A 12,617-nucleotide genomic window follows, 5' to 3' on the forward strand; every position below is an offset into this window, starting at 1 on the left:
TTTTTTGTGATTGCTGTCATACTTTTGACTTCTGCGACAGTGTCTCCAACCGACACGGCTTTTTCGGAGTCAAACGATGAAAATAAATTTCCCTTTGCTTGCCCTGGCGATTGGCGCCTTTGGGATAGGTACAACGGAGTTCTCCCCGATGGGGTTGCTGCCTGTTATTGCCCGTGGTGTCGATGTTTCCATTCCGGCTGCGGGGATGCTGATTAGCGCATACGCAATTGGTGTGATGGTGGGGGCGCCGTTAATGACGCTGCTACTGTCGCATCGTGGCAGACGTAACGCGCTGATTTTCCTTATGGCGATCTTTACCCTGGGCAATGTGCTGTCAGCAATCGCGCCGGACTACACCACCTTAATGCTGGCGCGCATCGTCACCAGCCTCAACCATGGTGCCTTCTTTGGCCTGGGGTCGGTTGTTGCGGCAAGCGTGGTGGCAAAAGAGAAACAAGCCAGCGCCGTCGCGACTATGTTTATGGGGCTGACCATCGCCAATATTGGCGGCGTGCCTGCCGCAACCTGGTTGGGGGAAACCATCGGCTGGCGTATGTCATTTATGGCGACCGCTGTGCTGGGACTGATTGCTATGCTGAGTCTCTACTTTTCACTACCTGGTGGCGGAACAGGCGAACGCCCGGATGTACGTAAAGAGTTGTCCGTGCTGGTTCGTCCACAGGTGCTCTCGGCATTGCTGACGACGGTGCTCGGCGCGGGCGCGATGTTCACGCTTTATACCTATATTTCGCCGGTGCTGCGTACCATTACTGATGCTACGCCAGTATTTGTTACGGGTATGTTGGTTCTGATTGGCGTCGGTTTCTCGATGGGTAACTATTTTGGTGGAAAACTAGCCGATCGTTCGGTAACCGGTACGCTGAAAGGCTTTCTTATCCTGCTGATTGCCATCATGCTGGCTATTCCGTTCCTGGCCCGCAGCGAAGTAGGCGCGGCTATCAGTATGGTGGTCTGGGGCGCAGCAACTTTTGCCGTGGTTCCACCTCTGCAAATGCGTGTCATGCGCGTTGCACATGAAGCGCCGGGGCTCTCTTCTTCAGTTAACATTGGTGCCTTTAACCTCGGTAACGCGCTCGGTGCGGCTGCAGGCGGCGCGGTGATCTCTGCCGGGCTGGGATATGGTTTTGTGCCGGTGATGGGGGCGATTATTGCGGGGCTTGGTCTGTTGGTGGTTCTGTTTTCCGGACGTTCCCGGGCAGAACGAGCCTGTGCGGCGGTCGAGTAAAAAGAGGAGGGGCAGATGCCCCTCCTTTGTTTTTATGTGGTGAATGTTTTATGCGGCGAAATTCTTCGCCACGAAGGTCCAGTTGACCAGCGCCCAGAAATGTTCAAGGTAGTTCGGACGGGCGTTACGGTAGTCAATGTAATAAGCATGTTCCCAGACATCGACGGTCAGCAGCGGTGTTGCATTTGTCGTCAGCGGGGTTCCCGCATTGGACGTTGAGACAATAGCCAACCCGCCATCCGCTTTTTTCACCAGCCATGTCCAGCCTGAACCAAAGTTTTTCACTGCGGCATCGGTAAACTGCGCTTTGAACTCCGCAAAGCTACCAAATGCTTTGGCAATCTCGGCAGCCAGTTCGTCAGTCGGCTCACCGCCAGCGTTCGGAGCCAGGCAATTCCAATAAAAGGTGTGGTTCCAGACCTGAGCGGCATTATTGAACACGCCACCTTCGCTATGCTTAATGATCTCTTCCAGTGTTTTACCTTCAAAGGCGGTGCCTTTGATCAGGTTGTTGAGGTTAGTGACATAAGTCTGATGGTGCTTACCATAGTGATACTCCAGCGTTTCGGCTGAGATATGCGGCATCAGGGCGTCTTTTGCATACGGTAGTGCAGGTAATTCGAACGACATTGCTACTCTCCTTCGTTATTTTGACACACACAATAACCCTACTGAGTGTGAGTCTTAGAGTAACAAATCGCGGGGACAGGAAAAAGAGAACATCGCCTGTCGCATTGACGACAGGCGATGGGATTAACGAATGGTTTTCGGTGTAACGACGCGGCGAGCGCCGACGTAATGGCGCTGCCAGTAGTCTTCGCTAAGGGAGGTGACCTGAATATCCTGGCCGCTACGCGGAGACTGAATAAACTTGCCGTTGCCGACGTATACGCCAACGTGATCGGCGGTACCGCGCCCTTGGGTGCGGAAGAAAACCAGGTCACCGCTTTCCAGCTCCGCCACATTCACCGGCGAAGCATCGCGCAGGTGATACATTTCGTTTGCGGTGCGCGGAATGCGGAATTTCACCAAATCCTTATAGGCGTAATAGACCAGACCACTACAATCAAAACCGGTATTCGGCGAGGTGCCGCCCCAGCGGTAAGGTTTACCAATCTGGTTCATCAGTTTTGACATCGCCGTTTTCTGGGCTTTCTGGATACGCACTTTATGTGCTTCAGCAATGGTTGTGGTTTTTTTGACTTTGACACAATGAGGCTTATGGCCTTTGCGAGGCGTGCTGCATTTCTCCACCCAGGCGACTTCTGTAGTTTTTAACTGGCTGGTTTTGTTACGACGCGAGGTAATCTGACTGGCTTTACTGCTGGTGGAAACTTTTTTCTTAGCCGGTGACTTCTTGTTTTCAGGTCTTTTTTTACTGGTGTGTTTTTCTGCCGTACTGCGACTGCTTTTCTTTGAGGTTTTTTGTGATGTGGTTTTTTTCTTACGTTCGGATGCTTTCGCCAGATGCGATTTTTGCACGGCCGATGCTCGCGCCTGTTCAGAGGCGTTAGCCAATGGCGTGAAAGAAAGCGTGGTGAACAGCAAAGCACAGAGCGTGATCGAAGCTTTTGGTATCCGCGCCACTGGGCAATCCCCTTTTAAGGCAAGCATATAATATGCCTGCGTATGGTTTTTCAAAACCCGTCGATTCTAATCCATAAAAAGCACAAAAGTTAATACTGTTTTTGCATCTATAGCTTCGTTTCGTTAGCAAGCGCAAAAAAAAGCAGCAAAACGTTTCTATGGCGGTTAAGAGTTGAGCAAGGTAAGTCGGGTTAAGTCATATTTTTAAGGCAACTTTACGTGACAGACGATAAAATAATGAACGGTGAATAAAATGTTATTTTCCGTTACTTGTCTGAACCGTTACAATGTCAGATCTCAGCCGTAGAAGAAGTTGAAGGAAGTAAGACAATGAGCACAACCCTTGAGAAGATCCAGCGTCAAATTGCTGAAAACCCGATTCTGCTGTATATGAAAGGCTCCCCGAAGCTGCCGAGTTGCGGTTTCTCCGCCCAGGCTGTACAGGCGCTCTCTGCCTGTGGCGAGCGTTTCGCATATGTAGATATCCTGCAAAACCCGGACATTCGTGCAGAACTGCCGAAATACGCTAACTGGCCAACCTTCCCGCAGCTGTGGGTTGAAGGCGAACTGGTCGGCGGCTGCGATATCATCATTGAGATGTATCAGCGTGGCGAACTGCAATCGCTGATTAAAGACGCGGCGGCGAAACATAAAGACGAGCCAGCTGCGGAATAAGTTTCCGCCAATAAAAAAGCGACCTCGGGTCGCTTTTTTTACGCCTGCGAATCATCGGTGAGCGGCAATGGCCATCCGCCCAGACGCTTCCAGCGGTTCACGATTTCGCAAAATAGAAGGGCCGTTTGCTCTGTATCATACAGTGCCGAATGTGCCTGCGAGGCATCAAAGGCAATACCCGCAGCGGCACAGGCTTTTGACAGCACGGTTTGCCCCAGCGCCAGCCCGCTCAGCGATGCGGTATCAAAGGTGACAAACGGATGGAAAGGATTTCGCTTCAGTGAAGCACGTTCGGCTGCGGCCATCATAAAGCTGTGATCGAAGGTGGCATTATGTGCCACCATAATCGCACGGTTGCAGTTTTGATCTTTAATGCCTTTACGCACCATTTTGAAAATGGCGTGCAACGCATCATGTTCGCTTACCGCACCACGTAACGGATTCGAGGGATCAATACCATTAAAGGCCAGCGCCTCTGGTTGCAGATTCGCGCCTTCGAAAGGCTCAACGTGGAAATGTAGGGTGCTGTCAGGCATTAGCCAGCCTTGTTCATCCATTTTCAGCGTAATGGCGGCGACTTCCAGCAGTGCGTCGGTTTTGGCATTAAAGCCGGCAGTTTCAACATCAATCACGACAGGATAAAAACCGCGAAAACGGTCGCACAGACCAGTAAGTTGAGCGTTATCGGACATCAGGATCTCTTGATACGGGAAAATGGCAGCGCATTATGGCAAATTTTGCGAAGGGATGTAAAACAGCGGGCGCATAATGCGCCCGAAGGGATCAATTACCCAGGCCGTGACCGGCATGCTTCTCTTCGATCAGTTCGATTTTATAACCGTCCGGATCTTCAACAAAGGCGATGACGGTGGTACCGCCTTTAACCGGACCCGCTTCACGGGTTACGTTACCGCCGTTTTTGCGGATCGCTTCGCAAGATTCAGCTGCATTTTCCACGCTCAGCGCGATGTGACCATAGGCGGTGCCCAGTTCATAGCTTTCGACGCCCCAGTTATAAGTCAGCTCGATGACTGCCTCTTCAGTTTCCGGGCCGTAACCCACAAAGGCCAGCGAGTATTTATATTCCGGATTTTCACTGGTACGCAGTAACTTCATGCCCAGCACGTTGGTGTAGAAGTCGATGGAGCGTTGCAGGTTGCCAACACGAAGCATAGTGTGAAGTAAGCGCATGATGTCCTCTTTTATAAATGAATTAACGTTCCAGTTAGAAACATCATTTTAGTATAGCGGCGGAAACCCGCCGCTATCAATGAACAAGCAGAGGATTACAGAGACGGGTAGTCGGTATAGCCTTCTGCGCCACCGCCGTAGAAACTTTCCGGGCGCTGCGGGTTCAGTTCCGTTTTTAGTTGCAGACGTTTGACCAGATCCGGGTTAGCGATATAAGCGCGACCAAATGCTACTGCATCGATCAAACCTTTCTCGATCAGCCCTTCCGCTTTCTCGACGCTGTAAGCACCCGCGCCGATGATCGGACCCTGGAAGCGTGCACGCACTTTTTCACGGAACGCATCGGTGTAAGGTTCGCCGCCCGCCCAGTCCGGCTCGGACATATGCAGGTAAGCAATCCCTCGTTTACCCAGTTCTTCTATCAGATACAGCGCATCCGCCTCTTCGTTCGGGCCATTATCCACATTCTGGAACGTGCCAATCGGCGAAACGCGAATCCCAATGCGATCTGCACCCCACTCTTTGCTCACGGCATCGACCACTTCCAGCACCAGGCGGGCGCGGTTTTCCACGCTACCGCCGTACTGATCGGTACGATGGTTGGATGATGGTGACAAGAACTGATGCAGCAGGTAGCCGTGGGCAGAGTGCAGTTCGACCAGGTCAAAGCCCGCTTCACGCGCATTAGCAACAGCCTGGCGAAAATCGTTAACGATGCCCGGGATTTCCGTGGTCTCTAGTGCGCGCGGCATAGAGGTATCTTCGCGGGTGGCGTTGCCATTGGCATCACGCAGTGAAGTCCGGGTTCCCGCGTTGATAGCTGAAGGCGCGACAGGTGCTGCGCCGCCCGGTTGCAGGCTGTTGTGTGATATGCGACCTGTGTGCCACAACTGAACCGCAATACGGCCGTTTTCACGATGTACAGCATCGGTAATTTTCTGCCATGCAGCGACCTGTTCGGCACTGTGCAGGCCAGGCGCGCCCGCGTAACCTTTCGCCTGCGCAGAGATTTGCGTGGCTTCGCTGATGATCAGGCCAGAGCTGGCGCGTTGACGGTAATATTCCGCCATCAGCGGCGTCGGGATATCGCCCGGCTCAATGCTGCGCAGACGCGTCAGCGGAGCCATAAAAACACGGTTTGGAACGGTAATTGCACCCACTTTCAGCGGCGTGAATAGTTTGCTGGACATAACAACTCCTGAATAGACCGGTCGACTAGTAAAATGTGAAATAAAAAAGCCTGATATTACCCAGGCATAGCGATAATAGTTTTCGCATGCGCTAGCGCACTTTCCAGTGGCAGGGCACTGCGAGAAATCTTGGCCTGCAAATTGGCACCCAGCCATAAGGCATACAGCACCTGCGCTTGCGTCAGCGCATCGCCGGAAAGAGTGAGGCTATGCTCTCCACACCCTTTTTCCAGCGCTTGTGCAAGCAGGGCGATAACGCCGCTTGCGCCTTTGTCCATCGCGGCGCGCATATCTTCCGACAGATCGCACACTTCCGCAGAGAGTTTCACTGTCAGGCAACCGCTGATAATACCCTGCTGGCAAAACTGGTTCAGCGTCTCCTGATAGTATGCCAGTAGCCTGTCACGATAATTTCCCGGCCCGCTGGCGAAATGGGTAACCAACCGCTGGTGGTAACCCGCATAGTGACGTTCAAGTAACGCCACGCCAAACGCCTCTTTTGAGCGAAAATAGTGGTAGAAAGAGCCTTTTGGCACTTCTGCTGTTTTCAATAATTCGCTAAGGCCCATACCGGTGAACCCGCGATGCATGCAAAGTTGCTCGCCGGTAGCCAGTAAGTGTTCGCGCGTGTCGTGTTCGCTATTTCTGCTCATTGCGGCACTCTACTAGACCAATTGGTCTATTGCAAGTGGCAATGAATGCGCTTTAGGGCTTGCGCGTTATCAATGAGCAGTCTTCAATAGAGAGAGTGCATGCATTAACGGAGATGACAGTGCCTGAACAACTGGAGTTTTTTCCCGTCCAGAGTCCGTGTCGTGGTATCTGCCAGTCAGATGAGCGGGGCTTTTGCCGTGGCTGCATGCGTAGCCGCGATGAGCGTTTCAACTGGCAAAATATGAGCGACGGACAAAAACAAAATGTGCTTCGCTTGTGCCATCAGCGCTGGCTGCGCAAAATGCGCGCAAACAAAACCCTTCCCCCGGAAGAACCTCAGCAACCTTCACTTTTTTGACCCTGAAAATGCGTATACTCACAGGAAAATGACCTTTGAGGATACCAAGATGGTTCAACGTATTGCTCTTGCGCCGCAAGGCCCGGAGTTTTCTCGTTTTGTGATGGGGTACTGGCGTTTGATGGAGTGGAACATCTCCCCGCACCAGTTGGTGAGTTTTATTGAGGCGCATCTCGATCTCGGCATCTCAACGGTCGATCATGCCGATATTTATGGCGGCTATCAGTGTGAAGCTGCGTTTGGCGACGCGTTGAAACTCGCTCCGCATTTGCGTGAACGGATGGAGATCGTCACTAAATGCGGTATTGCGACCACCGCGAAAGCGGAAAATCTGCTTGGGCATTATATCACAGATCGTGACCATATCATCAAAAGTGCGGAACAGTCGCTGAGCAATCTGGCTATCGATTATCTCGACCTACTGCTGATTCATCGTCCCGATCCGCTGATGGATGCTGATGAAGTGGCGGAGGCATTCCTGCATCTGCACCAGAGCGGTAAAGTATGCAACTTTGGCGTTTCCAACTTCACCCCGGCGCAATTCTCACTGTTGCAATCACGGTTACCGTTTACGCTGGCAACCAACCAGGTGGAGATCTCCCCGGTACATCAACCGCTGCTCCTTGATGGCACGCTGGATCAACTGCAACAACTGCGCATTCGCCCGATGGCCTGGTCGTGCCTCGGCGGCGGTCGTTTGTTTAATGATCCTGCTTTTCAACCGTTGCGCGATGAGCTGACAAATGTTGCACGCGAGTTGAATGCGGAAACTATCGAACAGGTGGTTTACGCTTGGGTCATGCGTCTGCCATCGTCGCCGCTGCCGATTATCGGTTCCGGCAAAATTGAACGCGTTAAATCGGCGCTTGGCGCGCTGGAGTTGCAGATGACTCGCCAGCAGTGGTTCCGCATCCGCAAAGCGGCGCTGGGCTACGACGTTCCTTAAGCACGGACCTCCCGGTGAAATCGTTCATCCTGGTTTAAACTGACAGGGTTAACGTATATCAAAGGAGGTCATATGAAGCGTTTAAGTCTGGCAATGCTGGCACTGTTGGCCTGTGCAGGAGCGCAGGCTGCCAGTGAAGACGTCGAGATGCATCTCGTCACTGCCCAGGGCATTGGGCAGTCGATTGGCAAGGTGAAAATCAGTGAAACGGACAAAGGGTTGGAATTTGCACCGGATTTGAAAGCCTTGCCGCCCGGCGAGCACGGCTTTCACGTCCACGCCAAAGGCAGTTGTGAACCCGCCATGAAAGAGGGCAAGGCCTCAGCCGCAGAGGCCGCAGGCGGTCACCTTGATCCGCAACATACGGGTAAACATGAAGGGCCGGAGGGCGTCGGACATTTAGGCGATCTACCGGTGCTGGTGGTTAATAACGACGGTAAAGCGACTGATCCGGTGATCGCGCCGCGGCTTAAAAAGCTGGATGACGTGAGAGACAAGGCACTGATGATTCATGTCGGCGGCGATAATATGTCCGATCAACCCAAACCGCTGGGCGGTGGCGGGGCGCGTTATGCCTGCGGTGTCATTAAGTGATTCGCTCGGTACTAATGCCTTCGGGCGGCGCTTGTGCCAGTTGGGAAAACGGACAGTAAAGGCACCAGATAACTGACCTCAGTTCGCGGGCCGCAGGTTGATGGTGTTTCCCAACGTGACAAAATATTGTTGTCACTCCGCCAGCGTGGCGACAGCGTCCGTTGCTGGGCGCCACGCTCACTCATCACATCGCGCAGTAACACAATGCATAAGCGCTACATCGTCATGCAACAGGCGATGGGCGACAAGCCGCCGCAGAAAACCCGGTATCACGACTTTAAACAAGGGCTTAAAACAGACTGATGCGCCGCAAATCAGGTTTTGTATGGGTAAATCCAAAGAGCTCGAATCTCACCCATGTGTATGGGGGCTTTACAGCCCAATACATAGCAAAGCAGGCTTAACGATAAGAAAAACCGATTAAGGTGTCACGTCAGAGCTGGGAGCGACCTCGCAAACTACTTGATCGGGGCAGCAATACATTTGTTTTACCAATACAAATACTGCAAACTATTTTAAAATGAGTATAATAAATTAGCAAGCTAATTATAAGGAGATGAAATTGGAATCGCCATTAGGTTCTGATCTGGCACGTTTAGTGCGCGTATGGCGTGCTTTAATTGACCATCGCCTGAAACCTCTGGAATTAACGCAGACTCATTGGGTAACGCTGCATAATATTCATCAGTTGCCGCCCGAACAGTCGCAAATTCAATTGGCTAAAGCGATTGGCATAGAGCAACCTTCGCTGGTGCGAACGCTTGACCAACTGGAGGAAAAAGGCCTGATTTCTCGGCAGACATGCGCCAATGATCGCCGGGCAAAACGGATCAAATTGACGGAAAAAGCAGCACCGATTATCGATGAAATGGAGACTGTGATTCGCAAAACCCGGGGTGAAATTCTTTCCGGGATTTCTGCGGAAGAACTGGATCTGTTAATCAAGATGATTAACAGGCTGGAGCAAAACATACTTGAGCTCCAGTCGCGGGATTGAATTGAAAAAGCCTTGCAATCGCAAGGCTTTTTTATGTCTGAAAGTGGTCTCAACAGCACCCAGCGGCCTCTGCTTAGCGCGGAGAAACAGTGACCTGGCGGCCATTGCTGGCCATCACGACGCGTTGACCCGCAGAGAAATGGGTATTGCCCTGTTTCTGCACCACCATGATGGTGTTACCGTCATCTTTACGAATTTCCAGCTCAACGCCCTGAGTTTTGTTCATCGCACCCTGAACGGACTGACCCGCTACGCCGCCTGCAACCGCACCTGCTGCGGTAGCCAGAGAACGACCTGTGCCGCCGCCCACGGTATTACCGAGGAGGCCACCCAGCACCGCGCCGCCAATCGCACCGATAACATTGTTGTTATCGCCGCCCTGAATTTGTACCTGACGGACATTAACAATAGTACCGTAAGTGACATTTTGCACTTGTTTGGCTTCGGAGGCAGAGTAAACATCACCGGAAAGCGTATCGTTGTTGACACAACCAGCCAACGTTAAACCAATCAGCGAAACTGCCAGTGCACGTAACATCATTTATGAATCTCCTGTTCACCATGAAACGCTCTTATGAGCATCCGTCATGGTTAAATTATATGGCATTTTTGCAATGCCAGGTCGTATCTTCTGCCTAATCCTGGCAAAAATAATACCCTGTCTCTGTTTAACCAGCTTTAAACGAAGCGATTATAAACGCAGCCTGATGGGATTTCACTTAGTGTAAAACGGCAGGATTGTTAAAAAGTATTTGTAGTCGATAGCGTTAATAGTTGCTTTATGGTGGAGTGTGACTTCTGAGTTCCGCAAATTAAGGAAGGCGCATGAAATCGGGTCGCTACATTGGGGTGATGTCCGGAACGAGCCTGGACGGTGTGGATGTTGTGCTGGCGGCCATCGATGAGAACATGGTCGCGCAGCAGTCAAGCCTGACGTTTCCTATTCCACTGCCGCTGAAAGAGGCGATCCTCGCGATTTGCCAGGGGCAGCCGCTCACACTTTCGCAACTGGGACGGCTGGATACGCAACTAGGGAAACTGTTCGCTGATGCTGTTCTGGCGTTGATGGATCGCGAGCATCTGCACCCAGAAGATATCGTGGCGATTGGCTGCCATGGACAAACGGTCTGGCATGAGCCAACGGGCATTGCGCCGCATACGCTACAAATTGGCGATAACAATCAGATTGCCGCCCGTACTGGCGTAACGGTGGTTGGCGATTTTCGTCGGCGTGATATGGCGCTGGGCGGACAGGGTGCGCCGCTGGTTCCTGCTTTTCACCATGCACTGCTGGCGCATCCGGTTGAACGACGGATGGTGCTCAATATTGGCGGCATTGCCAACCTGTCGCTGTTAATCCCCGGCCAGCCGGTCAGAGGCTATGATACCGGGCCGGGTAATATGCTGATGGATGCCTGGATCTGGCGGCAAAAGGGCAAGCCGTATGACAAAGACGCGCTGTGGGCAAGCGAAGGGAAAGTGGTAATACCGTTGTTGCAAAATATGCTCAGCGATCCTTACTTTGCTGCAACGCCACCCAAAAGCACCGGGCGGGAATATTTCAACTACGGCTGGCTTGAACGCCATCTGGTCCATTTCCCAGGTATTAACGCCAGCGATGTCCAGGCAACGCTGACGGAGCTGACGGCCGTGACCATTTCCGAACAGGTATTGCTGAGCGGCGGTTGTGAACGCCTGCTGGTGTGCGGTGGCGGCAGTCGCAATCCATTGGTGATGGCGCGCCTGGGGGCGTTGCTGCCGGGTATCGAAGTTTCCACTACTGATGATGCAGGGATCAGCGGCGATGATATGGAAGCGCTGGCGTTTGCCTGGCTGGCATGGCGAACGCTCGCCGGATTACCAGGCAATCTGCCGTCGGTGACCGGCGCTTCTGCTTCGACGGTACTTGGTGCCATCTTTCCGGCTAATCCACGCCAGAATCAGAGTTAACCGGATTTTACTTTGGTGTTACATCGCTAGACTGAGCTGATTTAAAGAGGGCACTTCGCCCTCTTTGACCAGGACTGTCCGGGGATACCCAATGAAAAAACTGCTGATCGCCTGCCTGCCCGCACTGCTTGCTGGGTGTAGTTATTACAACCAGTTTGTTGAACGAATGCATACCGATACGCTGGTTTACCAGTGTGATGAAAAACCCCTGACTGTGAAAATTAACAACACTCGCCAGCAGGCCAGTTTCGTCTGGGATGACAAACTACTGACGTTGCAACAGGGGTTATCGGCATCCGGCGTGCGCTATACCGATGGCGTTTATGTTTTCTGGTCGAAAGGTAATGGCGCGACGGTCTATAAACGTGACCGTATCGTGCTGCATAACTGTCAGTTAATTCCAGAGCGTTGAGATTTTCACAGGGGGGCGCATAATAGCCTTCCCTGAGGATTATTTTTTGCTAACGCCATGTCTGATAACGATCAATTGCAGCAAATCGCGCATCTGCGCCGTGAATACACTAAAGGCGGTCTGCGCCGCAACGACCTGCCAGCAGAGCCGCTCAAACTCTTTGAACGCTGGTTAGGGCAAGCCTGTGACGCTCAGCTCGCCGATCCGACTGCCATGGTGGTAGCAACGGTGGATGAGAACGGCCAGCCTTATCAGCGCATTGTCCTGCTCAAGCATTATGATGAAAAAGGGCTGGTGTTTTATACCAACCTGGGCAGTCGTAAAGCGCACCATATTGAGCATAACCCGGCGATTAGCCTGCTGTTTCCGTGGCATATGTTGGAACGTCAGGTGATGGTAACCGGTAAAGCGGAACGCTTATCGACGCTGGAAGTGGTGAAGTACTTTCACAGCCGCCCGCGCGACAGCCAAATCGGTGCCTGGGTTTCTAAACAATCCAGCCGTATCTCCGCACGCGGGATCCTCGAAAGCAAATTTCTTGAACTGAAGCAAAAGTTCCAGCAGGGCGAAATACCATTGCCTAGCTTCTGGGGCGGTTTTCGCGTCAGCATTGAACAGATGGAGTTCTGGCAGGGTGGCGCTAACCGCCTGCACGATCGTTTTTTGTACCAGCGTGAAAATAACGCATGGAAAATTGATCGTCTCGCTCCGTAATCCCTGAAAAATGTTGCGTTAAGCGCTGGCACTCCGTGTTCCGGCGCTTTATGCTATCTGCCCCCCTGAAGTATCCTTTCGCATCTGGCGAAAAGTCGTGTAC

16 protein-coding genes are annotated in these 12,617 nt (G+C 52.4%); 9 read left to right on the top strand and 7 right to left on the bottom strand.

The annotated features are described in order from the left end of the window. The first annotated feature begins 76 nt into the window (after positions 1-76). A complete protein-coding gene (locus BM427_RS05680) occupies positions 77-1,246 on the top strand; it encodes an MFS transporter (protein WP_090119936.1) in 1,170 nt (389 codons plus the stop codon). 48 nt (positions 1,247-1,294) lie between these two features. Here the strand turns inward: BM427_RS05680 and sodB are convergent, their stop codons facing one another. Then, entirely contained in the window at positions 1,295-1,876 is a 582-nt protein-coding gene (gene sodB, locus BM427_RS05685) for a superoxide dismutase [Fe] (protein WP_090119938.1), read from the bottom strand. Positions 1,877-1,999: 123 nt separating this feature from the next. Continuing rightward, on the bottom strand, positions 2,000-2,833 hold the full coding sequence (locus BM427_RS05690; RefSeq protein ID WP_090120697.1) for a C40 family peptidase: 834 nt from the start codon (positions 2,831-2,833) through the stop codon (positions 2,000-2,002). Between the two features lie 330 nt (positions 2,834-3,163). Here BM427_RS05690 and BM427_RS05695 point away from each other — a divergent pair, with 330 nt between their 5' ends. Then, positions 3,164-3,508 carry a Grx4 family monothiol glutaredoxin gene (locus BM427_RS05695; RefSeq protein WP_090119939.1) on the top strand — a complete coding sequence of 115 codons (345 nt, stop codon included), beginning with the start codon at positions 3,164-3,166 and terminating at the stop codon, positions 3,506-3,508. Between the two features lie 38 nt (positions 3,509-3,546). On the opposite strand, the gene rnt is transcribed toward BM427_RS05695, so the two are convergent. The 4 genes from rnt to BM427_RS05715 form a co-directional block, all read right to left on the bottom strand. Next, a complete protein-coding gene (rnt, locus tag BM427_RS05700) occupies positions 3,547-4,200 on the bottom strand; it encodes a ribonuclease T (RefSeq protein ID WP_090119941.1) in 654 nt (217 codons plus the stop codon). A 91-nt stretch (positions 4,201-4,291) separates the two neighbouring features. Further along, positions 4,292-4,699 carry a lactoylglutathione lyase gene (gloA, locus tag BM427_RS05705; RefSeq protein ID WP_090119942.1) on the bottom strand — a complete coding sequence of 136 codons (408 nt, stop codon included), beginning with the start codon at positions 4,697-4,699 and terminating at the stop codon, positions 4,292-4,294. Positions 4,700-4,794: 95 nt separating this feature from the next. Continuing rightward, positions 4,795-5,889 (bottom strand): alkene reductase, encoded by a 1,095-nt coding sequence (locus BM427_RS05710; RefSeq protein WP_090119944.1) that lies wholly within the window; start codon positions 5,887-5,889, stop codon positions 4,795-4,797. Between the two features lie 56 nt (positions 5,890-5,945). Beyond that, on the bottom strand, positions 5,946-6,542 hold the full coding sequence (locus tag BM427_RS05715; protein ID WP_090119946.1) for a TetR/AcrR family transcriptional regulator: 597 nt from the start codon (positions 6,540-6,542) through the stop codon (positions 5,946-5,948). 119 nt (positions 6,543-6,661) lie between these two features. Between BM427_RS05715 and BM427_RS05720 the strand changes: the two genes are divergently transcribed. The 4 genes from BM427_RS05720 (at position 6,662) to slyA (ending at position 9,438) form a co-directional block, all read left to right on the top strand. Next, positions 6,662-6,901, top strand: a complete 240-nt coding sequence (locus tag BM427_RS05720; RefSeq protein ID WP_090119948.1) for a DUF1289 domain-containing protein — start codon at positions 6,662-6,664, stop codon at positions 6,899-6,901. Between the two features lie 49 nt (positions 6,902-6,950). Continuing rightward, complete coding sequence (locus tag BM427_RS05725) at positions 6,951-7,847, top strand: aldo/keto reductase (protein ID WP_090120698.1); 897 nt, start codon at positions 6,951-6,953, stop codon at positions 7,845-7,847. Between the two features lie 72 nt (positions 7,848-7,919). Next, positions 7,920-8,441 (top strand): superoxide dismutase [Cu-Zn] SodC, encoded by a 522-nt coding sequence (sodC, locus tag BM427_RS05730; RefSeq protein ID WP_090119950.1) that lies wholly within the window; start codon positions 7,920-7,922, stop codon positions 8,439-8,441. Between the two features lie 556 nt (positions 8,442-8,997). After that, entirely contained in the window at positions 8,998-9,438 is a 441-nt protein-coding gene (gene slyA, locus BM427_RS05740) for a transcriptional regulator SlyA (protein WP_090119952.1), read from the top strand. A gap of 73 nt (positions 9,439-9,511) precedes the next feature. Here slyA and slyB read toward each other — a convergent pair whose 3' ends face one another. Next, entirely contained in the window at positions 9,512-9,979 is a 468-nt protein-coding gene (gene slyB, locus BM427_RS05745) for an outer membrane lipoprotein SlyB (RefSeq protein ID WP_090119954.1), read from the bottom strand. Between the two features lie 284 nt (positions 9,980-10,263). On the opposite strand from slyB, the gene anmK reads away from it, so the two are divergent. The 3 genes from anmK to pdxH all read left to right on the top strand — a co-directional run bounded on the left by anmK (position 10,264) and on the right by pdxH (position 12,514). Next, on the top strand, positions 10,264-11,388 hold the full coding sequence (gene anmK, locus BM427_RS05750; RefSeq protein ID WP_090119955.1) for an anhydro-N-acetylmuramic acid kinase: 1,125 nt from the start codon (positions 10,264-10,266) through the stop codon (positions 11,386-11,388). A 91-nt stretch (positions 11,389-11,479) separates the two neighbouring features. Continuing rightward, on the top strand, positions 11,480-11,800 hold the full coding sequence (mliC, locus tag BM427_RS05755; protein WP_090119957.1) for a C-type lysozyme inhibitor: 321 nt from the start codon (positions 11,480-11,482) through the stop codon (positions 11,798-11,800). A 57-nt stretch (positions 11,801-11,857) separates the two neighbouring features. Continuing rightward, the gene (gene pdxH, locus BM427_RS05760) at positions 11,858-12,514 is read left to right on the top strand and encodes a pyridoxamine 5'-phosphate oxidase (RefSeq protein WP_090119959.1); all 657 of its coding nucleotides are present in this window, start codon (positions 11,858-11,860) and stop codon (positions 12,512-12,514) included. Positions 12,515-12,617 lie beyond the last annotated feature (103 nt).

Origin of the sequence: Kosakonia arachidis (assembly GCF_900116535.1) — a bacterium.
GTDB classification, from domain to species: Bacteria; Pseudomonadota; Gammaproteobacteria; order Enterobacterales; family Enterobacteriaceae; genus Kosakonia; species Kosakonia arachidis.